Source organism: Solibacillus isronensis (assembly GCF_900168685.1).
Lineage (GTDB): Bacteria > Bacillota > Bacilli > Bacillales_A > Planococcaceae > Solibacillus > Solibacillus isronensis_A.
The window spans coordinates 228,702-254,593 of the sequence record NZ_FVZN01000012.1 but is presented as its reverse complement, the minus strand read 5'-3'; the positions used below and the strand labels follow the sequence as shown (position 1 = coordinate 254,593).

The 25,892-nt window shown below is 33.8% G+C and carries 24 protein-coding genes and 1 pseudogene; 12 read left to right on the top strand and 13 right to left on the bottom strand.

Annotation, left to right across the window (positions count from 1 at the left end):
- The first annotated feature begins 64 nt into the window (after nucleotides 1–64).
- The 8 genes from B5473_RS06185 (at nucleotide 65) to B5473_RS06150 (ending at nucleotide 8,498) form a co-directional block, all read left to right on the top strand.
- Nucleotides 65–1,060, top strand: coding sequence for a rod shape-determining protein (locus B5473_RS06185; RefSeq protein WP_065217300.1), 996 nt, complete (start codon nucleotides 65–67; stop codon nucleotides 1,058–1,060).
- A gap of 15 nt (nucleotides 1,061–1,075) precedes the next feature.
- A complete protein-coding gene (locus B5473_RS06180; RefSeq protein WP_065217299.1) occupies nucleotides 1,076–1,780 on the top strand; it encodes a response regulator transcription factor in 705 nt (234 codons plus the stop codon).
- A complete protein-coding gene (locus tag B5473_RS06175; RefSeq protein WP_065217298.1) occupies nucleotides 1,777–3,177 on the top strand; it encodes a sensor histidine kinase in 1,401 nt (466 codons plus the stop codon). Before B5473_RS06180 ends, B5473_RS06175 begins: the two co-directional genes overlap by 4 nt.
- Nucleotides 3,178–3,321: 144 nt before the next feature.
- A complete protein-coding gene (gene asnB, locus B5473_RS06170) occupies nucleotides 3,322–5,190 on the top strand; it encodes an asparagine synthase (glutamine-hydrolyzing) (RefSeq protein ID WP_065217297.1) in 1,869 nt (622 codons plus the stop codon).
- A 46-nt stretch (nucleotides 5,191–5,236) separates the two neighbouring features.
- A complete protein-coding gene (locus B5473_RS06165) occupies nucleotides 5,237–5,791 on the top strand; it encodes a TVP38/TMEM64 family protein (protein ID WP_065217296.1) in 555 nt (184 codons plus the stop codon).
- Nucleotides 5,792–5,901: 110 nt separating this feature from the next.
- Nucleotides 5,902–6,696, top strand: coding sequence for a lipid II flippase Amj family protein (locus tag B5473_RS06160; protein WP_065217433.1), 795 nt, complete (start codon nucleotides 5,902–5,904; stop codon nucleotides 6,694–6,696).
- 26 nt (nucleotides 6,697–6,722) lie between these two features.
- Nucleotides 6,723–7,682, top strand: a complete 960-nt coding sequence (locus B5473_RS06155; RefSeq protein WP_065217295.1) for a C39 family peptidase — start codon at nucleotides 6,723–6,725, stop codon at nucleotides 7,680–7,682.
- A 315-nt stretch (nucleotides 7,683–7,997) separates the two neighbouring features.
- Nucleotides 7,998–8,498, top strand: coding sequence for a C40 family peptidase (locus B5473_RS06150; protein WP_065217294.1), 501 nt, complete (start codon nucleotides 7,998–8,000; stop codon nucleotides 8,496–8,498).
- Between the two features lie 565 nt (nucleotides 8,499–9,063).
- Here the strand turns inward: B5473_RS06150 and B5473_RS06145 are convergent.
- Complete coding sequence (locus B5473_RS06145) at nucleotides 9,064–10,089, bottom strand: stage II sporulation protein P (RefSeq protein ID WP_065217293.1); 1,026 nt, start codon at nucleotides 10,087–10,089, stop codon at nucleotides 9,064–9,066.
- Between the two features lie 125 nt (nucleotides 10,090–10,214).
- On the bottom strand, nucleotides 10,215–11,735 hold the full coding sequence (locus B5473_RS06140; RefSeq protein ID WP_065217292.1) for a multicopper oxidase family protein: 1,521 nt from the start codon (nucleotides 11,733–11,735) through the stop codon (nucleotides 10,215–10,217).
- Nucleotides 11,736–12,088: 353 nt separating this feature from the next.
- Between B5473_RS06140 and B5473_RS20845 the strand changes: the two genes are divergently transcribed.
- The 3 genes and pseudogenes from B5473_RS20845 (at nucleotide 12,089) to B5473_RS06125 (ending at nucleotide 13,848) form a co-directional block, all read left to right on the top strand.
- Complete coding sequence (locus B5473_RS20845; RefSeq protein ID WP_413079119.1) at nucleotides 12,089–12,238, top strand: DUF378 domain-containing protein; 150 nt, start codon at nucleotides 12,089–12,091, stop codon at nucleotides 12,236–12,238.
- A 277-nt stretch (nucleotides 12,239–12,515) separates the two neighbouring features.
- Nucleotides 12,516–12,593, top strand: a pseudogene (locus B5473_RS21195) (four-helix bundle copper-binding protein); the annotation flags it as partial.
- A gap of 232 nt (nucleotides 12,594–12,825) precedes the next feature.
- Nucleotides 12,826–13,848 carry an MBL fold metallo-hydrolase gene (locus tag B5473_RS06125; protein WP_065217291.1) on the top strand — a complete coding sequence of 341 codons (1,023 nt, stop codon included), beginning with the start codon at nucleotides 12,826–12,828 and terminating at the stop codon, nucleotides 13,846–13,848.
- Between the two features lie 220 nt (nucleotides 13,849–14,068).
- Here B5473_RS06125 and B5473_RS06120 read toward each other — a convergent pair whose 3' ends face one another.
- The 4 genes from B5473_RS06120 to B5473_RS06105 all read right to left on the bottom strand — a co-directional run bounded on the left by B5473_RS06120 (nucleotide 14,069) and on the right by B5473_RS06105 (nucleotide 18,575).
- Nucleotides 14,069–14,614, bottom strand: coding sequence for a YdhK family protein (locus B5473_RS06120; RefSeq protein ID WP_439848468.1), 546 nt, complete (start codon nucleotides 14,612–14,614; stop codon nucleotides 14,069–14,071).
- Between the two features lie 182 nt (nucleotides 14,615–14,796).
- Nucleotides 14,797–15,108, bottom strand: a complete 312-nt coding sequence (locus B5473_RS06115; protein ID WP_139377699.1) for a hypothetical protein — start codon at nucleotides 15,106–15,108, stop codon at nucleotides 14,797–14,799.
- A gap of 196 nt (nucleotides 15,109–15,304) precedes the next feature.
- The gene (locus B5473_RS06110) at nucleotides 15,305–17,488 is read right to left on the bottom strand and encodes a copper-translocating P-type ATPase (RefSeq protein ID WP_139377698.1); all 2,184 of its coding nucleotides are present in this window, start codon (nucleotides 17,486–17,488) and stop codon (nucleotides 15,305–15,307) included.
- A 169-nt stretch (nucleotides 17,489–17,657) separates the two neighbouring features.
- Nucleotides 17,658–18,575: a plastocyanin/azurin family copper-binding protein gene (locus tag B5473_RS06105; protein ID WP_079524085.1), complete on the bottom strand. Its 918-nt coding sequence runs from the start codon at nucleotides 18,573–18,575 to the stop codon at nucleotides 17,658–17,660.
- Between the two features lie 256 nt (nucleotides 18,576–18,831).
- Between B5473_RS06105 and B5473_RS06100 the strand changes: the two genes are divergently transcribed.
- Nucleotides 18,832–19,746, top strand: a complete 915-nt coding sequence (locus B5473_RS06100) for a C40 family peptidase (RefSeq protein ID WP_065217288.1) — start codon at nucleotides 18,832–18,834, stop codon at nucleotides 19,744–19,746.
- A 102-nt stretch (nucleotides 19,747–19,848) separates the two neighbouring features.
- Here B5473_RS06100 and B5473_RS06095 read toward each other — a convergent pair whose 3' ends face one another.
- From B5473_RS06095 to B5473_RS06065, 7 genes are all read right to left on the bottom strand, one after another.
- A complete protein-coding gene (locus tag B5473_RS06095) occupies nucleotides 19,849–20,583 on the bottom strand; it encodes an urease accessory protein UreH domain-containing protein (RefSeq protein ID WP_065217287.1) in 735 nt (244 codons plus the stop codon).
- 20 nt (nucleotides 20,584–20,603) lie between these two features.
- Nucleotides 20,604–21,527, bottom strand: coding sequence for a F510_1955 family glycosylhydrolase (locus B5473_RS06090; RefSeq protein ID WP_079524084.1), 924 nt, complete (start codon nucleotides 21,525–21,527; stop codon nucleotides 20,604–20,606).
- Between the two features lie 66 nt (nucleotides 21,528–21,593).
- Nucleotides 21,594–22,130, bottom strand: coding sequence for a CueP family metal-binding protein (locus B5473_RS06085; protein WP_065217285.1), 537 nt, complete (start codon nucleotides 22,128–22,130; stop codon nucleotides 21,594–21,596).
- A gap of 33 nt (nucleotides 22,131–22,163) precedes the next feature.
- Complete coding sequence (locus tag B5473_RS06080) at nucleotides 22,164–22,844, bottom strand: response regulator transcription factor (protein WP_065217284.1); 681 nt, start codon at nucleotides 22,842–22,844, stop codon at nucleotides 22,164–22,166.
- A 15-nt stretch (nucleotides 22,845–22,859) separates the two neighbouring features.
- Nucleotides 22,860–24,167 (bottom strand): sensor histidine kinase, encoded by a 1,308-nt coding sequence (locus B5473_RS06075; protein WP_254865254.1) that lies wholly within the window; start codon nucleotides 24,165–24,167, stop codon nucleotides 22,860–22,862.
- 123 nt (nucleotides 24,168–24,290) lie between these two features.
- On the bottom strand, nucleotides 24,291–25,001 hold the full coding sequence (locus tag B5473_RS06070) for a cytochrome c biogenesis CcdA family protein (RefSeq protein ID WP_065217282.1): 711 nt from the start codon (nucleotides 24,999–25,001) through the stop codon (nucleotides 24,291–24,293).
- Nucleotides 25,002–25,204: 203 nt separating this feature from the next.
- On the bottom strand, nucleotides 25,205–25,822 hold the full coding sequence (locus B5473_RS06065; protein ID WP_065217281.1) for a YdhK family protein: 618 nt from the start codon (nucleotides 25,820–25,822) through the stop codon (nucleotides 25,205–25,207).
- Between the last annotated feature and the right edge of the window lie 70 nt (nucleotides 25,823–25,892).

Genomic DNA, 25,892 nt, shown 5'->3' with positions numbered 1-25,892 from the left:
TTTTCACAAACTTTTTCACTATACTTATTGCATTGAATTGACATCAATAATAGGAGGATTTCTCATGCAATTATTTCAAAAATCAGGTCCTGGTATCGGTATTGATTTGGGGACTGCAAATACATTAGTCTATGTAAAAAATAAAGGGATTGTTTACAACGAACCTTCAATACTCGCTAAAAACACATATACACAAAAAGTAATTGCGGTTGGACATAAGGCAAAAGTTATGCAAGGTCGTACACATGGTAGTGTAGAGACAGTTCGCCCTATTCGCGACGGCGTTGTTGCGGATTTTCAAGCTACAACTGAAATGATTCAACATTATGTAAAAGAATTGACACAAAAAAGGTTTGTTGGAAGAAAACCATTTTTAGTTGTTTCGGCCCCTACACATTTAACGAGTGTAGAGAGAAGAGCAGTTATTGATGCGGCGTTACAAGCTGGAGCAAAAGAAGCGATTATCATTGAAGAAACGTTTGCCGCTGCCATAGGTGCAGGACTTCCAGTTTGGGAACCATCTGGCTCAATGATTGTCGATATTGGAGGTGGCACTACTGACGTAGCCATCCTTTCACTTGGCGGAGTTGTTGTTTCAAACTCAATAAAAGTCGCTGGCGATGAAATGGACCGCCTCATAATTAAACACACTAAAAATACACACCAGTTAATTATTGGTGAAGCGACTGCTGAAAAAATTAAAATCAATGTCTTTAAAGAAGAAGTAAACGGTAAACTGGAAGTACGAGGTCGGGATATGGTAACAGGTCTTCCAAAGACAGTTAATATTACTGCTAGCGAAATTTCGAGTGTTTTAGAAGAAGCAATCGACCAGATTAATTTAGTTATTAAACAAACTTTAGAGCAAACCCCGCCTGAACTTGCCTCTGATATAATTGAACGAGGTTTATTATTAAGTGGTGGTATAGCTCTTCTACCACAACTTGAAAAAATCATTAGTGATGCCTCGCAGTTACCGGTTATTTTAGCAGAAACGCCCCTAGAAAGTGTTGCTAAAGGGACTGCCAGAATTGTTGATGAGCCTAACATTGTTAAGTAATAAGGAGCGATTTGTATGAAAAAGATTTTAATCGTTGAAGACGAACAGTATATGCAGGAACTCATGCGAATCCAACTTCAAAGTCAATACGATTTAATACTATGCGAGAACGGTGCTGACGCCCTCCAAATATTTAAAACAAAGGAATTTGACCTCATTATACTTGACGTCATGCTACCTTTTATCAATGGCTTTGAGTTATGTAAAGAAATTAGAATGTCTTCAAATGTGCCAATTTTAATGGTAACAGCTCGTACCGATTTATCTGATACTGTAAGAGGGCTTGAAACAGGAGCTGATGATTATGTTACTAAGCCTTTTGAATTTGAAGAGCTTATTGCTCGTATGAAGTCTCTCCTACGAAGGTCTGCCTTTAAAGAAGACGAAAAAAGTAATACCCAAATTTTATCGTTAAACAATGGGACATTAATCATTAATATTGATAATCGTAGCGTGAGATTTGATCAACAATTCATAGAATTGACAAGTAAAGAATTTCAGCTCCTTGTACTGCTTGCTGAATCGCCAGAACGTGTATTTACTCGGGAAAAATTACTTGAACTGTTATGGAATTATGCTGATGAACGTGAACTACGAGCTATTGATTCGCATGTAAAGAATATTCGAACAAAATTCAAGAAAGTGCGACCTGGTGCGAAAATTATACAAACCGTATGGGGCATAGGCTATCAACTAATTATACCAGAGGCACAGAAATGAAAAAAAATAGTGTTGTAACGAAGCTTGGTATTGTAATTATGCTATTATTCCTGACAATTCTAATCCCATTCGCAATTATTATGGACCGTATTTTCTTAAATGTCTATTCGCTTTATATAGATGAAAATGTACGTGCTTTAGGTGATCGAATAGAAATTGCAGTAACTGAAACAATGAAAGACGAACCGAATCTATATTTAAATATTCAATCTCTTACTGACAATGATTTGGTCTTTTTCAATAAACAAGGGATTGTACAATCTGAAGGTTACTTAGAATATCATCAAGGAAGTAAAATATCAGAGAACTGGCTTAATCGCTTACAAGCTGATGAATATTTAGCTGGAGAGCGAGTTATTCAAGATACAAAGGAAAATATTTATTATGTGGTGAAACCTTTTATAAAAAACAATGAATTTAGTGGTGGGGTTATAATTTTTTCCTCTATTAGCGAAATCCATGCAAAAATGCATGAAGTACGTGACTGGATTATTCGTACCATTATTGGGGCCATCATTTTAGCACTTGGTTATACAATATTTCTTTCATGGCGTCTTAGTCGCCCATTAGTGGAGATGGAAAAAGCAACACGTGAAATTTCAAAAGGTAATTTAAAAACCAAGGTCCATGTGCCTTCAAGTGACGAAGTCGGTTCCTTAGCGAAAGCCATAAATGATATGAGTATTGAGTTAAATGATTATCGTATAAATCGTAGTGAATTTTTAGCTAATATCTCACATGAATTGCGAACGCCTACTTCATATTTAAAGGGTTATGGGAACATCATTAAAAATAAACGCTACAAATCACAAGAAGAGCTAGAAAAATATGCTGGAATAATTGAAAGTGAAGCGAATCGATTAGCAAAGTTAATTCAAGAGCTATTTGAACTGTCCAAAATGGAAGAAGGTAATATCCAGCTTTACCTACAATCTGTTGATATTGATGATCTTATAGAGTCTGTCGTAGAAAAGGTAAAGCTTAAAGTGTTGAACCAAAACAATCGAATTCGCATGACTGTACAGAATGATTTACCAGAAATCTATACAGATGGCTTGCGCCTAGAACAAATTCTTATAAACCTTCTTGAAAATGCTGTTCATTATTCAGACGGTGGAGATATTGAAATCATTGCACGATTGAATCACAAACAAATCCAATTTATTGTTCGAGATGAAGGCCCAGGCATTCCAGAAGCAGAACTTCCGTTTATTTTCCACCGTTTTCACCGTGTTGAAAAATCTCGTGCACGGAATCTTGGTGGCTCAGGTCTTGGTTTAGCCATAGTTGCAGAATTAACAAAGCACCTCAAAGGTGAAATTTACGTTGAAAGTATACTTGAAGAAGGTACTTGTTTTACAGTTTCCATCCCAATAACATTATTATCTGATGAATAATATTTCACTTAAATAACGTATGGTAGATAATTGCATCCTCTTTAGGATAAAAAAATTTTTTTCGATCATGCATATTTCTCCATAGATTCTACAAATCCTCTCTTTAAACTTCTAAGTATTAAAACTTTAAAGAGGTGTAACACAATGTGTGGATTTGTCGGTTTTATTCATGGTACACAACCTTTTCAATATAAAAATTTTATGAAGCAAATGCTTGAAACAATTGTCCATCGTGGACCTGATAGTGATGGGATTTATTCAGATGAAAAAGTAACATTAGGTTTTCGACGATTAAGTATACTCGATCTAAGTACAGCTGCGAGTCAGCCCTTTTCAACAGAAAACGAAGATATTGTACTTGTATTTAATGGTGAGATTTATAATTATCGTGAACTTCGAGAAGAATTAATAAGTTATGGTCATACATTCCAAACAACTTCAGATACAGAGGTGCTTTTAAAAGGATATATTGAATACGGAACGAAAGTTCTCCAAAAGATACGCGGAATGTTTGCTTTTTGTATTTGGGATAAAAAACAAAATCTCCAGTTTATTGCCCGTGATCATTTTGGAATTAAACCTTTATATTATACGCAGCATACGACAGATAACACGATTTTATTTGGTTCAGAGATTAAATCCTTTCTTCCGCATCCTAAGTTTAAAAAGGAGTTAAATGAAAAGGCGTTACGCCCTTTTTTAACGTTCCAATATCCAGCAACAGACGAAACATTTTTTAAGGGCGTTTATAAACTCACTCCTGGATCGTTCATGCTTATTCAAAACGGTCATATACAGATTAAATCTTACTGGACACATGAATTTTCTCCAACAACTAATTCTTTAGATACACATGTTCAACACATCAAAAAAGTATTAGAAGATTCTGTTGAAGCGCACTCTGTGAGTGATGTAAAGGTTGGTTCATTTTTATCTGGTGGTGTCGACTCCAGCTATATTGCAAAGCTATTAAAGCCTGATACAACATACAGCGTCGGCTTTCAAGGATATGAATCAATGTTTGATGAAACCTCTCTTGCAAAAGCCTTGTCAGAGGAATTACAATTTGAGAATAAGCAAAAGCATATTACAGCAGATGAAGCATTTGAAGCCATTCCAAAAATCCAGTGGCATATGGATGAGCCAGATTCAAATCTTTCGTCACTCCCTCTTTACTTCTTAGCAGAACTAGCTAGTAAGGATGTAACAGTTGTACTTTCTGGAGAAGGTGCAGACGAATTGTTTGGAGGCTATGAATGGTATAAGCCTTCTGAAAAAATGGAGCAATATAAAAAGATACCTTTGCCTTTGCGACATATACTTTCAGCAATTGCAAAATCTTTACCCAAAAACCGTTACACAAACTTTTTAGACAATGGGGCAAAATCAATTGAAGAACGCTTTATTGGACATGCCTTTGTTTGGCAGGAGGACGACGCACTCGCACTTCTAAACGAAAAATATCATAAAGGACCATCTGTTTGGGATATTGTAAAGACGTATTATGACAAAGTACAAGCTGAAGACGATACAACAAAAATGCAGTACCTCGACTTACATGTTTGGCTACCAAGTCAGATTTTACTGAAAGCCGACAAGATGAGCATGGCACACTCACTAGAATTACGTGTGCCTTTTTTAGATAAAGAAGTATTCAAAGTAGCAAGTCACATCCCGACACAATATAAAGTATCAACAGCAGATACAAAAATAGCGCTTCGTCAAGCGGCCTTAGATGAATTACCTGAAGCCTGGGCAAAGCGTAAAAAATTAGGGTTCCCTGTACCAATGCGCCACTGGTTACGTGAAGAAAAATACTATCAAATGGTGCGAAACACATTTGAAAAAGCATATATCCATGAATTTTTCGATCAGCAACTATTACTAAACTATTTAGATGCTCACTATGAAAAGAAAGCTGACCATGGTCGTTACGTTTGGACTGTCTATGTATTCTGCGTCTGGTATGAACAATATTTTCCTGAAAAATGCGGGTGGTCTCACGATTGGTAATAATAAATTAGTTATACAATAGCTAAAATAATTTTAAGGAAAGATTATGGATCAATTATTTTTAGACATTATACAAAATGAAAGACCTAATGGTTGGCTTTATCAATTTTTAATAATGGTACTTGTTTCAATGATTCCCTTTGCACCAATTCCCGTACTGGCGGCATTTATTGCAAGTAATCATTCGTTTTTCCCTGGTCTTGCGATTAACTTGCTTGGGACAACGCTAGGCTCCGTCCTTTTATTTCTCTTAAGTAAAAACTTACTACGGCATGTCGCTCTAAAATATTTATTAAAGAGACAGTATTTAACGAAATACATTGAACTAGTTGAGAAAAACGGTTTTTTAGCTGTACTACTTGGTCGTATCATTCCAGTTTTACCTTCAGCCGGCATTAATTTAATTGCAGGTATATCGAATGTAAATCTCGGTGCCTTTATAGCTGCAACATTTTTAGGCAAGTTACCAACAATACTAGCCTTTTCACTTGCAGGTCATCAAATAGCAGCCGGCAATTGGAATACTGTATTTATTATTGCGCTTTATGTGCTCATACTATTTTTAATCGGGAGAAAGCTGAAGCAAAAGTGGCGCCAATAAACATAGTCACCATAAAATAATGGACTATCCCCTCTTTAAACAACTCGATTAAGGAGGGGTTTTCCTATCACCTACTAAGGAGAACACCTGTGATTACAACACAGCTTATCATCATTGCTTTATTTATCTGTATGATTCATTCCATTGAAACACTTGCATATGCTGTACGATTATCTGGCGCAAGGGTAAGATTCCTCGCTTCAGCTTTTGCTTTATTTAATGTACTTGTAATGGTGTCAAGGCTAGCAAATATGATGCAACAACCCTTTACAGGAAGTCTCATTGATTTGGCACCAAAAGAAGATTCACTTACGTATGTGGAAGATCAATTTCGCTTTATTATAGGCGCTGCTTCTATTGGAACAATTATAGGTGCCTTATTGTTTCCAACCTTTATAGCACTATTTTCTAGAGCCATTGTTCATTTGGCTAACAAGCGAGGCTCAATGCCAGCATTGCTTAAAGCCGTTTGTACACGCAACAATATTATTCGAAGTATAAAACATATTCAAATGCCGAGTTTACAGTATTTAAAAGGGATTTCACTTAAAACCGTACCTATAAAACTGATGCTATTTAATATACTGATAACGGCTATCTATACGATTGGTGTTCTATCAGCACTGTATGCTGCATTGCTCGTACCTGAGCGAGCTGCAACAGCTGTTATGGCATCTGGTTTAATTAATGGCATGGCAACTATTTTATTAATTCTTTTCATTGATCCAAAAATTTCTATTCTAGCAGATGATGTGCTGAATGGTCGTGGCAGTTATATGCAATTAAAACAAACGACTATGTTTATGGTCATATCCCGTCTGCTTGGTACGCTTTTTGCACAAGTGCTATTTATTCCGGGTGCGCATTATATCGCATGGTTTACTAAATTTATCGCTTCCCTTTAATCATACTAACGAAAGGATTAAATATGATGAAAAGAATTTCATTTTTACTTTTAATAACACTACTATTAACTAGTTGTACAAGTGAAGAGAATACAGTGATAGAAAATTCCCCTACCGTAGAGGAAATTGTTGAAACTACGTCAATTTTTATAAAACTTATTGAGTTTACAAGCCAAGCTCCTGTCGTTAATAAGCAGGTTATTTTAAATGGTTTAAATGATGATACATATGTAGAAACTTTTTCGGATAAAAATGGACATATACTGTTTGAAGATATCGCAGTTGGTAAAGAGGTAGAAGTAAATATTGGAACAGGATTAACAAAAGAATCGCTTTCTTTTACTGTTGAAAAAGAAAAGGGAGAAATTCTGATAGAAACACATTCGCAGCAAAGAACAATTGCTGTTCCTGTAGTATTACAAAAACCCGTTCTCCCTACCGGCTGTGAAATCACATCACTAACAGCTATTTTTAACTACTATGGCGAAACAATTACTAAAGAGGAAATGGCTGAAAAACATTTAAATAAAGTACCATTACGTTATGAAAATGGCAAACGAATCGGCCCAAATCCACAAGAAGCGTTCCCAGGAGAACCAACGGATCCTAAGGGCATTTACATTTTTCCAGAAGGTATTATTGATTCAATTCATAGCTATTCAGAGGCTAATGGAAAAGATTACACTGCTGTCAATCTCACAGGTGCATCAATAGAAGAAATAGAAGATATGGTAAAAGAAGGTCTCCCCATTCTTACCTGGATTACACGGGATTTAGGTACACCTATAATACGAGGTAGCTATTGGATGGATGGGACAAACGAATATCATCATATTATTCAAAATGAACATGCAGTAGTATTAACTCGGGTTACTGAGGATACTGTTACTATAATGGATCCTCTACAAGGAAACGTTACACATGATAAAATTAAATTTTTTAAGAGCTTTGAGAGTTTAGGGAATATGGCTGTTACTCTTTATTGACTATTTAAATACTCTCTTTCAATTCAAGAAAGATAAGACGGAGCGATAGTTGACTTTGTAAAACAAAAGACCACTTTTTCAAATGAAAAGTGATCTTTTGTTTTATATGTGATTAAAATACAGAACGAAATATAAGACGAATTGCATAAAACGCGAAAAGTTTAATATTAAGAATATTATTACAAACTCGAATAGTGTAATCTTTTTGTTACTCAAATGTAAAATTAAAAAGGTTTATATGGTGATAAACTAGGTTTAGTTGAAGTTTAGAAAAAATAGCAGCCTAGAGCTAACAATCGGAGGATTTTACTTTATATGAAATTACAGTCACAGTTGCTTAAGGGCATTTCAATAGTTACACTTTCGTCATTCATCTTTTTAGCTCCACTTGCAAATCAAGCAGAAGCTGCTTCAAGTATAAATTCAACACAAATCGTATCGACTGCAAACAAAGTTTTGGGTACCAAGTATCTTTGGGGTGGTACTACAACAAAAGGCTTTGACTGCTCAGGATTTATCGGGTATGTATATAAAAAAGCTGGTGTTGCCTTACCAAGAACAACTGCTGGGATGATAAATGTTGGTACATCTGTTTCAAAGAAAAATCTAAAAGCTGGAGATTTGGTATTCTTCAATACTTCAGGTAAAGGTGTATCACATGCTGGAATTTACATTGGAAACGGCAAATTTGCACATTCTTCATCCAGTAAAGGTGTTTCAGTATCGAAACTGAACGATCCTTACTACTGGGGGGACAAATATATAGGTGCTAAGCGTGTAGCAAAAGTATCTCAAGTAGCTTCAGCAAAAAAATAAACTTACATTTCCAAACGTCTTACCGCAAACTATAATGCGGTAAAACGTTTTTTATTTTATGCACAGGACTCTCTTTCTTTCACCAATATATTTTGGAATTAAATTAATAATTAATTTGAGTAAATCAAGAGGGATTTAAATACGTTCTGAAAAAATTTTTCGCCCCTTGATTGTTCAGTCGGCTCCTGAATTAGTTGGCAACAGGAGGAGGGCGGACGCCTAGGAATCAGCCCCCTGTTTGCCGCCTTAGTCATGATGAGAATGTGTACAATCCGTAGGACAAAAGCAAAAAATACCACAATAAAAAGCAGCCTCCGTTTTGGTTGAGGAAAATCACCGGGCATTCTAGCTCGACCTTCCAAAATTAGCAGATAATTTATAAACTAACACCCTTCATGAGATACACATTTTTTAATTTTATATAAAAAATGTAGACAAGCTGTTTAATCAACGAGTCTACACATCGAATTTAATTACAAAAAGTGATTTTGCATTTCTAAAAGTATTCCATTCCTAAGCATTAACCCATTGGGTATCTCTAAAAGAAGTTTAAGGACTCGTTATTTCACCGAGATTCCGAATTTTCCTCCCAATAATAATCACTTAATACTTCAGCAAGGGCTTCCGTTGATCGATGAAGTTCTTCTACCGTATTATCTACTCCCCCAATTTCTATAATTAATGAGTTAGGGGCGAGATCTTGATTATAAATTCCATTTCCCTGACTACTACTTTTTTTTAATATACCTTTTGACAAAGTAGGGTATTTTTTTTCTAATAGTGTATGTAGCTTATTTGCAAACTGAAGATTCTTTTCAAATTCTGCATGGCCAGTTCCAACTACAAAAAGTAGATTAGCATATTTTGTTCTATTTATTTCTGTCGTTGTATTTTCTTTTCGTAATGAATCACGGTGAATATCTAAAAAGTACTCAAGGTCTTTATTTTCATTTTGTGATAATTGGATTAGTTCCCTTGAAACATTGTAAGAGCTGCTGTAATCTAAGTTCCTAGAATTCAAAAGTTGTACAATATCTACTGTTTCAACTTTTGTTCCTACTCCCCTTTGGTCCATTGCTCGCCCAAGCATTTTTCCAACCAATGTTATGTTTGCTACTGAATGATAAGCTTCTTCTGGTCTGATTGTATCTATAAGATAGGGCAAAAAGGATTCCCTACTATGGGAATGATAAATATAAACTACTTCTTTACCAAAGGTAGAGTGGATAGCTGAAATTTCTTTAGGTGATTTCATATTTCCGAAAATCCCCTCAATATTTTTTAATCGAAGAGTTCTGTCTTTTAATACTGTTTTCATAGGTGGTTTTAAGTCATCTCTATCCGTGTTTTCAAAAGTCTTATCCTCTTCTGAATTTTCTGTAGAGAAATTAATAGTGGGATCTTTTTTATTTAAAGGACTATTTATAACTTCGTTTTCCTCATTATTTATATTATTAAATTTGTAGGTCATTCCCAACCAAGTAGTAGCTATTCCCCAGATAATAAAAAGGAATATCGCAATATAAAGAAATAATTTTGCTTTATTCTTACCAACCCGTTTGTTCTTGTCTTCTGTTAATTTAGGAGACATATAGATCCCTCCCTTGCAATAATTATTATTAAAAGTATTTAAAAAACACCCTCAAGTAAATCCCAACTATTACTTGAAGGTGTTTTTTATATAAATTATCTCTTATCAAGTCGAGAAAGTAAATGTTAGATTATTTCCACTTGTCCCATCATTCCGTTTTCCTCATGTTCAAGAACATGGCAGTGGAACATATATATACCTTTATTATTGAATTTCACAGCTAATTTAACTGTTTGACCAGCTTCAATGGAAATTGTGTCCTTCCATCCCTGCAAGTTTACAGGTGGCTCATTCCCATCTATTGAAACAACTTTAAATTGAGTACCATGAATATGAAACGGATGAATCATGCCACCCATTGCATCTGGTTTATTGTAGATTTCCCAAATTTCTGTTTCACCTTGCTTCTGCGTGAAATCAATTCTGTTCATATCAAATTGCTTATCATTAATATATACCATTTTCCCCATACCAAAAAGTTCAAGTTTTTTCGTAACGGATAAACTTCGCTCTTCATCCGTCACTGCAAAGTCATTTAAACTAGTTGAAATTTCTATCGGATTTGTTTTTTGCTCATCAATAAAAAATGGTAATAAAATTGTATCGTCTTCATTCAAAAGTGCTATATCACTTTCAGAATCAAGTTTTGAAAAGTCCACAATAATTTCTGCACGTTCACCAGGTGCTAATGTAATTTCACTCAATTCAATTGGGCTATTTAAGAAGCCACCATCACTTGCTATTTGTTGGAATTTATCACCCGTATTTAATTTGAATGTATAGTTTCGTGCATTTGCTCCGTTTAATAAACGAAGTCTCACTTTTTCTTTTCCTATTGTCAGCTTTGGGTTTATCGTACCATTCACTAATAAAGTATCTCCGATAGTGCCATCATCATTGCGTACTGCTTGGTAATCAAACTGTTTTTCATCAGTGAACTCTCTATCTTGAAATACTAATGGAAAATCGTTTACCCCATATTCTTTTGGTAAGGTTAGATTTTCAGAATTATCATCTTCAATATAAATTAATCCTGCTAGACCTTTATATACTTGTTCAGCAGTAGAACCTTCCGGATGTGGGTGGAACCAAAGTGTTGAAGCCCCCTGACTAACCGTAAACTTCACGTCTTCCACTGCGCCTGGTTCCAAGAGCTGATGTGGACCACCATCACCTTCACCTGGTATATCTACCCCATGCCAATGAAATGTGGTAGGTTCGGCTAATTCATTTTTTGTTCTAAGAATAACTGTTTCTCCTTCATTTACTCGAATAACCGGACCTAAAAATGAACCATTATATCCAAATGTTTTCGTTTGAATTCCTTTAAAAATTTCTGTTGTTCCTTGTTTAGCATTAATATTAACAATTCCATCTTTTGGTTCAATTAATTGTGGAAGAACTAACTCATTTTCCCCCGTTGAGTTATTAAGTGCAACAATGTTTGTATGACTTGCATGACCGTTTTCCATATCCATTTCTTCCATTTCCTCATCGGTCATGTCTGAATGGTCCATTCCCTCCATGCTCGTCATGTTTGAGTGATCCATTGTCCCAGGCTCATCAGATTCAGAACTTCCTGCACTACATCCCGCAATAATAACACTACTAACTAGCAATGTAGTAATTAATAAATTAAACTTCATGAGAATTCCCTCCTTATGTATCATTACAATTACTGTAACAAATAAATATGAAGAAATTATGGAGTTTAACGGAATCATTATTACAAGATGCTAATGAGTACTGAAAAAAAACGCATACTTTTTGAACATGTATATGATTGTAATTCCCAAAAGTAAACTTCTCTATTAAAGGCCGCGTTTTTTGGAGCAACACACGTAATTGGGTTCCATATCCTTGTTAATGTATAAAATAAACAATCTAACACATTATAACACCTGAATTACAAAATTTATGGGAAGGAAAAATAAAATGAGAACATTAACATGGTGGTTAGTTACTGCAGCTGCTTTAAGGTTGGGAATAATAGGTTTTTTTGGGGTTTGACTTAATTGGTTCTATATTTGGTTCTCCGTCTGTTGAAATGTCCGCATTAGATAGAGTAGTTTGCGCTATAATTGGTATAGTAGGGATATATGCAATTTACCTATTGATATTTAAGGCAACAAATAAGGACTTAGTCTAAAGTAAAAAATTAAAGGTTTTTATGACCCCCTACCCCCCGGTTAGATACTAATTTTTACGGGGGTTTTTATAGCAAAATTATTAGTTTAAAAATAAAATCGAAAAGGTGGAAAAATTTAGTCTCTTTTGTGTAATGTTTAATAATAATCGCACTTGCAGGTGTACTTAATTTATTATAAATTACCTTAAATTTAATAGTAACGTTTGCAATCGAAAAAATTTGTTAATAATAGGTTTGTGAAGCATGTGCTGCTGAATGTGAAAAGTTTCAGGCTACACATTGCCAAGAATGTGCAACAATTTGTCGTGAATGTGCTGAAATGTGTAGACAAATGGCTAGAGGGGTTTTTCATTAGAAGGAATTTATGGTTGTTGTCTACTCTCATCCTTCTTAGAATCATAAATCAATGTACTAAAAGAAACGAGAATTTTTAGTTTGATATAGCACTAAAAAAGAGGAAGTACACTTAACGGTGTCTTTTCCTCTTTTTTGCAAAGCTTATTCAGATTACTGTGTACTCAGAGTACAGTGAAGATATATACGAAATAATTAATCATGTAGGGCACATAAAGAAAGGAGGGAAAATAATGAACATCAAAATAAAAGCAATTTTTTTAAAACTAATGATGATCGTTTCTATGATTACGGTTATGCTTATTGCTATTTTAATCAGTGTGTTCTTAAAGGACAAAAATAAGCTAGGGGATTACGATAAATATTTTGTGTCGCAATATGATAAAATTCTATCAGATGAAGCTGTTAAAGTTACATCGTTCGGAACCACTACGCTCTTACTTGACGATGGAGAAACACAAATCTTACTAGATGCTTTCCTTACACGCCAATCTTTACCTAGAGTTTTAATATCTAAAATCGAAACAGATGAAACATTGGTTGATGATATTCTAGAAAAGGAAAAGATAAATCGTTTGAAGGCTATATTTGTTTCACATTCACATTATGACCATGCTCTTGATGTTGCACACATTGCTAATCGAACGAATGCCAACATCTATGGTTCTGAGTCTACTCTCAATATTGGTAGAGGTGGTAACGTACCAGAAGAAAACCTAATATTGTTTGATATAAATGAACCGACCGAAATTGGAAAATTCATAGTTACTGTATTACCTTCGATCCACTCTGAACCAACAGTATTTAATAATGATACGGGAGTGGTCATAGAAAAGCCACTTAAACAACCAGCCAGAATGCGTGATTTTAAAGAAGGGGGCTCTTTCGACTTTTTAGTTCAACATGGCGATAATAAAATGTTAGTAAGACCAAGTTTTAACTATATTGAAGGTGCACTTGATAACATAAGTGCAGATGTCTTGGTTTTAGGAATTAATAGATTAGGAATGGCAGATTTACTAAAACAGGATAAATTCTATGAGGAAACTGTAAAAAATGTTAATCCTAACCTAATAATCCCTGTACACTGGGATGACTTCTTTTCGCCTCTCGAAAAGCCCTTAAAAGCTCCAATTATATTCATAGATAATCTACCTGCCGGTTTAGATTATATGATTAAGAGGACAACAGAAGACCAAATAACCTTTAAGATGTTAGATGCTGGTCAATCAACAATACTTTTTCAAGAACATTAAGAAAATAAATGTATCGGTTTATCCAGGAATATTATAATGGTTGTGAAATAATTCAATTAACGGAGTTGATACTTATGTTCCAGATTAGCTGCATTGCATAAAGGGGGATTGATCACTAAGGTAGGAAAGGCGAAATACAACAGACCAGACCTCTTGTAATAAAATCAAAAAGATACCCATAGCGAAAGTGACTATTGGGTACCTTAATATTTCAAATATATTATTTTACAACTAATTCGCTTTCAGTTAACCATTTATGATTGGTTACTTTTTCACCTGTGGTCGAGATGTAATCTACCATATAAACCGTTGTTTCCTTCACAGAATCAATTGTTGCAGTTGAACCTTTCATTCCTTCCATGTGATCTGCATTAATCTTGACTTCTGTCCCGATTTCTAACGGCTCCTCACCAATACCTTCCAATTCCTCTTGGATAATCCACTTATGATTTATTACAGGCTCTCCACCATTTGTAGGAATATATGACACTGTATATACAGTTGTATCGTATGCAGCTATAATTGTAGCTTCAGCACCTTTCATTCCTCCCATATGATCAGCCTGTATAATGGCTGTGTTTCCAACAGGATATTTGGGATTTTCAGCTTTTTTTAAACCTTCAGGAACTTCCCCAGTTCCAGAATGATTCATATTATGCCCTGTCATTTCGTTACTTTGAACTTCATCTTGAGACGATTTGTCGTTATCATTCCCTGTACATGCTGTAAGAGTTAGAATTGCTGTAATTGAAAATATTCCGATCATTAGCTTATTTGCCACATGAATTCCTCCTATCATATAGCACTAGTTTTGTAGGCTACCTTTAAATATACATAAAATTTTACAAAGAAAGCCACTTCGTACATAGAACAAGAACAACTATTCATCCTTCCAGAAAAAAACTCAATTTCAATTCCGGTTTACATACTCCATAATTCTAAACAAATTTATAGTAAGAATATTGATGAAAGATACATCATAGTTATTGTTAAACCTATTAACAATGCTAAAATACCAAATCCCTTTAGGTCTTCATTTCTTTCCTTTTTTTTATATTCTTTATAAGTTAACTCCCCCTTAACAAACCTTAAACCATTCTGGTTTGTACTTACAGAATAGAATTTACCGTCAATATCTTCTAAAACTGCTTTTGTAATCAATTTACTTCCATCACTAAAGCTTTCAAGGTTTTGAGGTTCAATAATACAATCATCAGAAAGCTCTAATCTTACCATCCTGTACCTTGATTGGGTTTTCATTACTTCACATATTCTATATGCCTGTAGTTCAATAAAATTACTAGAAATACACATTTAACTCAACTCACTTCTAATTTAGATTTAATTGCAGTTAATTTATTATATTCATTTTCCTTTAAATTTCTCCATTAATACAGGGTTTAAAATTTTTCAAAAAAAGCCTAAGAATTCTTAGGCTTTTTTATAATATCTATATTTAGTTACTATTAATCTGTAAAAGCTGAGCATTGATTGCACAAATAATCGTACTTAACGACATAACCGCTGCACCTATTGCCGGTGTTATAACAATACCAAAGCTATAGAGAACACCAGCAGCGAGAGGAATTGCAATAATGTTGTAACCAGCTGCCCAACCAAGGTTTTGAACCATTTTTCGGTGACTAGCTTTTGAAAGTTTTAATGTGCTTAGGATGTCTACTGGATTACTATTTACTAAGACAACATCCGCCGTTTCAATGGCAACGTCTGTTCCAGCTCCTATTGCTATCCCTAAATCTGCTTCAGCTAACGCTGGTGCATCATTCACTCCATCACCAACCATCGCTACCTTTTTACCACCTTCTTTTAACGCTTTTACATTGTTAGATTTTTCATGTGGTAGTACCTCAGCGATAACTTGTGTCATTCCAAGCTTTTCACCTACATAGTTTGCCACCCGCTCGTTATCGCCTGTCATCATAACTGTTTCAATTCCTAAATCCTTTAATTCTTTTATCACCTTAAAAGATGATTCGCGAATAATATCAGCTAATGCAATCATGCCTTGAACCATATTATCTTTTAATACAAAAACAACTGTTTTTCCTTCTTGAGCTAGCTTATTATACGTATCTTCATCGAATGAAATCATACCTTCTCTTAATACGCCCGGACTAACTATTGCAATTTCAAAATTATTAACCTTTGCTACAAGACCTTTACCAGTTAAATTTTGATAGTTTGATACTTTATAAACTTCTAAGTTACGTTTCTTTCCTTCTTTAACAATTCCCTTTGCTATTGGATGTTCAGACTGCAATTCAACAGAATATGCGAGTTTTAATAGTTCTTCTTCACTAACCTCTTCTGTTGGATGAACATCTGTCACTCCAAAATTCCCCTCTGTTAAGGTACCTGTTTTATCGAATACAATACGATTTATTCGAAAAGCACCTTCAAATGAGGTACGATTTCGTATTAACAAGCCATTTTTTGCTGCAATAGAAGTTGATCTAGATGTAACAAGTGGCGTAGCTAAGCCAAGGGCATGTGGACAGGCAATAATTAATACCGTAACCATTCTTTCTAATGCAAAATCAAAATCTCCTGTAACCGCCCAATAGGCCAGCGTAATAAGACCCGCAATGATTGCAACATAAAATAGCCACTTTGCAGCAGTATCGGCAAAACCTTGAGCTTTTGATTTCGTTTTTTCTGCATCACTAACTAATTGGATAACCTGAGCAAGGTAAGTATCACTACCTGTTTTTGTTACATTTACTTTTAATACTCCATCGTTATTAATTGCTCCACCAATAGCATTCATTCCTGCAATTTTTTCAACAGGGACAGACTCTCCCGTTAACATTGATTCATCTACTGTTGAATGTCCTTCAAAAATTACTCCATCTAAAGGGATTTTTTCTCCTGGTTTAACTAATATATGATCACCTGGTTTTAAATCTTCTACAGAAACATCTATAATATTTCCAGAGGCGTCAATTTTATGAGCTTCTTTTGGCATTAATTTAATCAGCTCTTCTAATGCCTTCGATGCCCCTATAATTGATTTCATTTCAATCCAGTGACCTAAAAGCATAATTACTATTAAGGTTGCTAATTCGAAGTAGAAGTCACTTCCTTCAATAAAGAAAGCAGTTAAGGTGCTATAAACATAGGCAGTAACGATCGCCAATGTAATTAATAACATCATACCCGGAACTCTTCCTTTTATTTCACCCCATGCGCCAAGTAGGAATGGTTTTCCTCCGTAAAAGAAAACTACTGTAGATAATAAGAATAATAAGAAAGTATCGCCAGTGAAATCAACATGATAGCCAAATAACATTTGAATCATCATAGATAAATACGAAATTGGTATTGTTAAAACTAATGATACCCAGAAACGCTTTTTGAAATCTCCAATTGAGTGACCATGGTGTTTATCATGACCTCCTTCATGATTTCCATGATGATTCTGGTTATGATGTTCATGCTCACTATGTGAACGGTGATTCTGTTCATTTTGATTATTTTCGCTATGCTCTCCTATATGATAATCGGACTTCTCATTAACATTTTGACTACGAGGTTCATGTACTTCAGGTTTATGTTTAGATTGGTGATAATCATGATGATGTTCCTTTTGGTTATAATCATCTTTGCTTTTTGATTCCATGTTCTTACCCCTTTTCATTAATAAATCGAAAAATTATTAAGAATGGTATTACACTACTTATCATTTATAAAACTACATAACTAAATATAATATACATGTTAAATATGCAAAATTTATCAAAAATTAAATCTATTCCGCACATTTGCTGATGCAAGGGGCATTCTAACTTTTACTTAACAATTATCTTTCCGACCATCCCCAATTCTTTATGTCCTGGAACTGTACAAACAAATTCATATGAACCAGCAGTGGTTGGTATAAATCTTACACTTTGTGTTTCTTTAGAGTTTGCGTGTAAATGAATCATATTAGCTTTCGAGCTATGGTCATGATCTGATTGAACCTCATTAATATTAGGTAATATTACTTCAATATCATGTTCTATATTATCCTGATTATTTAGTATTAAATTTACTGGTTGATCCTTTTCTAAAACAATTTCTGTCTGTTTGTATTCCATATTAAAAGTTTGAATAGTAATATTTTTCGTATCTACACTTGGATTATTCTCTGTTTTAGTCTGTGTATGGTTGTTATGTATTAATGGCTCTTTAGCTTTGACCTGTTTCTCTGCAAATGTTACCCCTCCCATAAAATAAACAGAAATAAATAACCCAATTAATAAGGGTTTCAAAATTGCCACTTTGCTTTGTAAATATTCCGTACCATTTTTTCTAGGAAGAATTACAAATAAAAAGATTGTTGAAATTGATAAGAAAAGGAAAATTCTCACTAAATACATTGACTGATTTCCATTTATCATTTCACCTAACATTGCACCCATCATACCACTCATTAATCCAGTCATTGTGCCCTCTAATACAGACAGCAAACTATAGTTCATACCAATTAGTAACCCCACAACAGAACCTATTAGACAAGCTAACACTGTCGAAAAAAATAATTCACCTTGAAATGTAGTACCTAGGAGTATCCCTACTGTTAAACCAGTGTTCATACTAAAAAACATTGTTATCATCATACATTGCATCAAATTAACTTTGTTCTTCTCATATCTAGATATCATCAAAACACATATTGTTAGCACTGCCAGTGAGACTAAAATAAATATTTGATAAAACCCCATCAATCCACCCTTTCTAACCACCCTTAATGTATACCCTTATATGGTATGCATAAATCTGTTATTTAATTAAATTTTCTTGATTTATTCTAATATGGGATTTTATTCTCCTGGACCTACAAGATTTACAATTTAAACTGTATATTTGATTTAATCTGCATAATTTTGTTACATAAATGAAAAATTTAGTGTGCAGTTTCTATGTTAATCTTACATTATTCATATTAATTAGTGTTTGTTGAGAGGAGTAAGGTAATAGGTGAAGAAGAAATGGTTACTACCAATATTTGCATCCTTTATGATTTTTACAGGTGTAGGTGCAAATAATACAGAAGCAGCAGCAGTATCTGATTTAACAACTACTGCAAAGAATTATCTTGGAGCCCCATATAAACTGGGTGGGACAAATATTAAAACAGGTGTTGATTGTTCGGCATATACACAATTAGTATTTTCAAACTTGAGTATTTCCTTAAATCGAACTTCAAAAGCACAATATCAACAAGGAACTTCAGTTTCAAAAAGCGAATTGGTAGCTGGCGATCTTGTATTTTTTAATACTTCTGGTTCAGGTGTTTCTCATGTTGGAATATACATAGGAAGTGGCAATTTTATATCAGCAACACCGAGTTCGGGTGTTAAGATTGATAAAATAAATGACCCTTATTATTGGGGATCTCGTTACATAGGAGCCAAACGTGTTGCAGATTTCACAACCGAAGAAAAAAGTGAAGTTAAAGGTTCTGAAATTGATTTTAGTGTTTATGCATCTCGTGGTGAAGTAGCTCTACAACTTGCACAAGCATTAGGATTAAATATTTCTGATAAAAGTTCATCATTCACAGATGTAAAATCATCTTCTGAATATGCAGGTGCTGTAACTGCGTTAAACAAACTAGATATATTTAGTGGAGATACAAACGGTAAATTTAATCCAAATTCACCTATTACACGTGGTCAGCTTTCAAAAGTATTAGTTAAAGCTTTCGATTTAAAACAACAAGGGAATGCAGAAGTATTCTCAGATGTTCCCGCATCTCACTGGGCTAAAGATTATATTTCTGTCTTATCATCTAATAAAATTACGAATGGTAAGGGTGACGGTACTTTTGGCTTAAACGATAAAGTTACCTTAAAACATTTAGATGCCTTTTTGAATCGGTTAACTAAATAAGTTAGCGAATAGAATAAAATAAATAAAAAAACATTAATATTTCTATAAAAAAGGCTTGGTATATGGATACCAAGCCTTTTTCTAATTACATAATAATCTATTTTATATTCCCCAATAAGTGATGGTGTCAAGGATGCCAATGAAAATTAGCACAATTCCAGTAATCCTTTGTATGACTCTTCCTGCCCTCATACTTTTTTTCATGATTAATCCCTTTACATCAAAATACCATATTAGCCCTAAAATCATGATAAGAGGAATCGATGTTGCGACTCCAAATATTGTAGGGAGCACTAATCCATAAGATGTAGATGCTACTGTAGGCATTAGCCAAACGAAAAAGAGCACAAACATTGTAGGACAAAATGAAATTGCAAAACTTGCTCCCAAAAGAAATGAGCCTATCTTTCCTTCTTTTAGACTTCCTGGTATACGAAGATTAAAATGTTCTAAAAGACGAAAATTTAAAAATTCAAACAGTACAAGGCCAGTAATAATTAATAAAGGACCAATTATTTTTCTGAACAATGGGAAGTATTCTGTCATTTTTGTTTCAAATGACTGACCGAAAAACCAAGCGAGTAATCCGATCGCGCTATAAATTATTACTTTTCCCATAATGAAAGATATAATTACACCCCAATTGTTGCTCTTTTGAATAGTTCTATTTCCATAAAGGGTTATTGCACTAATGTTTCCTGTCAACTGACATGGTGCTACAGCGCCAATTAGCCCTAGTAGAAGAGCTATAAAAATTGGTGAATGATCATATGAATGTAAAAAAGTAGCGACTGGATTACTTATTATTTGACTTATTTGAGACAAAAAATTGTACATTTTATTGTCACCTTTTCCAGTTATTTATTGGAAGTTAATTTACCATTGAAGGCTAATTCCCCCCAGTTTAGTCCCTTATCTTTAGATTTATAAATGTTTAATTTATCTGTAATTATAACAATCTCATTTTCATTACTTGGATTCGAAGCAATAAAGATGATAGGGTCAGTCATAATTTCTTCAGGTAATTCTATATTCTTTTCTAAACCCTTTTCTAAAGAAAAAGACTTTAGATATACTTTGCTAACATCAAAATAAGTATAATATCCACCAGTCTCGGTTAATGCTATGTACGTAACCATCTGAGTTGAATTTAATATTGAAAAGTTTTGTCCAAAATCCTTTGAAATATATATCCCCTCTTTACTACCTACTAAAAGTAATTCTTCTTTTGATGGATGTGCGGCTATATTTGATATATTAGTTATATTAAGCCCACTCATTGTTGCTTCAATCCAAGTTTTCCCCTCATCTAGAGAATAATTTAATCCACCCTTTAATTTTTTATTGGGTGTCTCATTGAAAACATAGACCACATTCGAATCATATCCAGCTGTTAAGTAATGAAAATCAATTTCTCCATAAAAGGCTAATTGGTCCAAAGTTGCACCCCTGTCTGTGCTTTTAATAAGTCCTAAAGGATTTTCAAGTTTTGACCCTTGCTCGGGATGTCCACTTGCATAAAATCCCTCTCGTACAGCAGAAAAACCCATATAATCATGTTTTTCACTATTAGCTTCTTTCCAACCATCCTTTCCGTACTGGTATAAACCGTAATGAGTGGCAACGACAAACTCATCTCCTCCATTTGTATATCCTACACCATGGACATGATCAATTTGACTATTTTCCATCTTCACAAAAGAGTATTCATTTTTTGAACTACAAGCTGTTAAAATTACAAGTGCTAATGGTATACCAAATATTATTTTTAAAATCCCCACAAGTATCCCCCTTATTATATACACTTTCGTATCTAACCTGCTGTATTTAATAGAATAATTTGATCCCTAACTCAATTTCATTGTTGTAATACAAGTACCATCATTTTCAAATGTAGAAAACTCAGATTCCACCGTTTTTCCTTGATGCTCAATTTTTATTAGGTACGATTGTTCACTTGGCAACCATAAATCAATAAATCCATTCGCTTCTGTTTTTAAGGTGTCATCTACTAGGACATTACCTTCGGTATCCTTAATATATACCTTGAACTGTTCACTTACCATTTCACCTTGGCATCCCGTTAAACTGTGGTTTTCGCAAGGATGTGTTTCATTTATGTAAGGGGCAATTGAAACAAAAAACTCATTTTTTGGAAGTTCATAAACTCGCTCAATTCCATCATTGTCTGTTACTAATAGTTGTTTAGATGTTATAGAAGCGGACTCAGCTGTAACATTTCGGGCACTATAGTCTTGAACTAATTCCTTAATTTCACTACTTTCAGTTTTTATAGAACTGTTTTCCTCACTCTTACTTTCTTCACTACATGCTGTCATTAGAACAACTGCAAAAATAGTACTAATAAGCATTTTTAATTTCATTTTTACTTTACACCTCTTGGTTTTTATTTAAATTTAGTTCCATTTATAACCGATTCCCCAGACAGTCTTTAGAAATTCACTAGTAGGAAAACCTGCTTTCTTCAACTTTTCTCTCAAATTGCGAATATGGGAATCAACTGTTCGAATATCCGTTTCTGTTTCATAATCCCAAGCCGCATTGAGCAATTCTTCCCGAACATAAACTTTAGAAGGTCTAGACATCAGCGCCTTCACAATGAAAAATTCTTTCGATGTAAGTTGAGCTTTCGAATTTTGATAATACAAGGAATACTTTTCCGTGTCTAAATAGAATTCGTTATATACAACTTTTTCAACATTACTCTCATCTATTTCCGAAACTCTTCTTAAAATCGCATTAACTCTAGCAATTAATTCTCTTTCATCAAATGGCTTTGTAAGATAATCGTCTGCGCCGATATCTAATCCCTTTACTAAGTTCATTTTATCGGATCTAGCGGTAAGCATAATTATAGGCACTTGTGAAAATTCACGTATCTTTTTACAAACTTCCCAGCCATCCATTTCAGGCATCATTACATCTAATATAACCAAATTTACTTTTTCATTTCTAAGTGTTGCTAAAGCACTTTTTCCAGTTTTTTCTTTTAGACATTTAAACCCTTGTGGAACTAGAAACAATTCAACTAAATCTAACATTCTTTGTTCATCGTCAACTAAAAGAACGGTTTGCATCTATTTTTTCTCCTTTTATATCGTTATTTTAAACGTACTACCCTTCTCTATTTTGCTTTTGACCTCAATGGTTCCTCCATGTGCATCTACTAATTCTTTCACAACAGCAAGGCCGATTCCTGAGCCTCCGTATGCACGTGATCTTGATTTTTCAACTCGATATAATTTTTCAAATATAAATTCTATCTCGTTTGATGGAATACCAATACCAGTATCAATGACAGAGATAACGGTTTTCCCATCCTTTGCATGTGCTTCTAAACAGACCTCTGAATTTTCGTTTGAGTAATTTAAAGCATTATCTAATAAATTTAGTATTATTTGTTCTAATCTGAGAGCGTCAGCATAAATTTGTAAATTGCTTTCACAAATAAGATTTAGTTTAATTTTTTTTATTTCAAATGAAGGGGATACGAACTTATAAATATTCTCTAAAAACGGTTTAGCCAAGAAATGTTCTTTAGAAATGGTGAAAGAGTTTTCATCCATTCGTGCCAAATCCAATAAGTTTTTCATTAATTCTTTCATTCGGTTTGATTCTTCACCAATAATTTCTAAGTAATATTTACGGTCCTTATCACTCAATTCTTCTCTTTTTGCAACTTTTGAATATCCAATTAAATATGTTAGCGGTGTATTTAATTCATGCGCAATAGAAGCAAGAAACTCATTTCTCTCATTCTTTAATCTTTTTAAGTCTTTTGCTAATTTGTGAATGGAATTTGATAAATCCCCTAGTTCATCACTCCCCAAATTCGGTAAATTTACTTCAAAATCACCTTTACTTAATTTCTCAGTTGCTTCTTTCATTCTGATTAACGGTCGAGTTAGAATTTTAGATAATAACGCATATATAATAAATAAAACGATTAAACCTATAATTCCAGATATAACAAAATGCAAGTTCATATCATCAACCATTTGATTAATTGATTTTGTACTTTGAAACATTAAGACTACGCCTGATTGATTTTGATCTATTACGTACGGGTGTACGCTAACAATGTACGGAAGATTTCTCCAATCCGAAACTACTATGTAATCTTTTTCACTATTAAAATCGTCTACAAAAAGTTGGTACTTTTCTTGCAACATATAGGATTTATCGGAACTACCAATAATGCTTCCTGTCCGGTCTATTATCATTACTTTACGATTTTCATTTTTTTCCATTAAAACTATATGTTTTATCGTTGTATCTGAATAATGTTCAATAAGAACATCTCTATGATTTGCACCATTTGCCAATAATAATGAGAACTCTTCTTCTACCCTATTACTAATCATATTTTGATGAAGGTAATACATCAGAAGTGATTCCATTATTAGCACTACTATGAAAAAACAACCCGCTAATTTTGTAGAAATTCTATTCACTTTTATTTTTGCTCTCCCTACATCAAAAAAATCTTAAAACATAAATAGATTATAAGCTAAATTAACTTTCTAAAATCCTGTGAATCCACCGAAAAATGGCGTTAATAAAGCAATAATTTTTGTCATCCAATCAAAATACAATAAAATTCCCATTATTATCATAATAAAGCCACCTAACTTCATAAAAATGTCACTACGTTTTTGAAGAAATTTCATTTTCCCAATAAATAGAGACATTATTAAAAATGGTATCGAAAAACCAAGTACATAAAATAACATATACCATATGCCTCTATCTGGATCCGAAATACCTAAAGCAATAACTCCTGCCAAAATTGGTCCAGTACATGGTGTCCAACCTGCAGCAAACCCCATACCGATAATAATTGTTCCTAAATATCCCTTTGGTCGTGATTTAATTAAAAATTTTTTTTCCGATTGAAGAAAATCAAATTTGAGGAATCCGAGAATTACTAAACCAAAAATAACAATAATAATTGCGCCAATTTGTCTAAGTAAATCTTGATACTGAATGAAAAGTGTTCCAATAATAGAAGTTGAAAATCCTAACGCCATAAAGATTACAGAAAAGCCTAGTAAAAAAAATAAAGTATGTAATAATGCTTTCCGATTTAATATGCCCTTTTCTTCCTTGAGTTCGTTAAAGGAGATTCCCGTAATATAAGATAAAAATGCCGGGTAAAGAGGTAGTGAGCATGGAGAAATAAAAGATAAAAGTCCTGCTCCAAATGCAAGAAATAGATTTAATTGAGTAACCACATATTTTCACTAATCCTTTCTCAAACCGTATTTATTATTTAGTAATAGGTGATGATAGTATAAGTAATAAATATGGAGAAATTATGCAGATAATTAATTTATAATTGTTTAGTATAGATTAATAGATACGAAAAAACCTAACATAGAAATATGTTAATTTAAAATAAAAAGATGTCCACCTATTGATGGACACCTTTATGACTTTATTTAGTAGATAGTTCTTTTTCTGTTACCCATTTGTGATTTTTTACTTGTTCTCCAGTTGCTGAAGTATAATCAACCATATAAACAGTTGTTTCTTCAGCAGAATCTATTATAGCAGCTGCTCCTTGCATTCCTTCCATATGATCAGCATTAAGTGTTACTTCTGATCCCGGTTCCAAAGGTGCTTCACCAGCATCCTCTGTTTCTTCATGAATAACCCACTTATGATTTTTAACAGGTTCTCCTCCTGTAGTAGGTGTATAGGAAACAGTATATACAGTTGTATCATAAGCTCCTACAATTGTTGCTTCAGCGTTTTTCATACCAGGCATGTGATCAGCTTGAATAATTGCTGTACGTCCTACAGAAAATGTAGGATTTTGAGCTTCTTTCAAATCTTTTGGAACTTCACCTGACCCAGAGTGATTCATTGTAGCGTGATCCATGCCTGTCTCACTTTCATTATCAACTCCGACATCCTGTTCCTTTAACATTTCGTTTGTTTCTTCTTGTGTGGATTCATTTTGAGAAGTATTTTCATTCCCTTCCCCGCTACATGCAGAAAGTGCTAAGGCAGCAGAGATAGAAATAATTCCAATCATAAATTTATTAGCCATTGTAAATCCCTCCTATATTATTATGGTATTTACCCCCGGTTTCCTAAACTAAACGTGGACTGTTGGACGG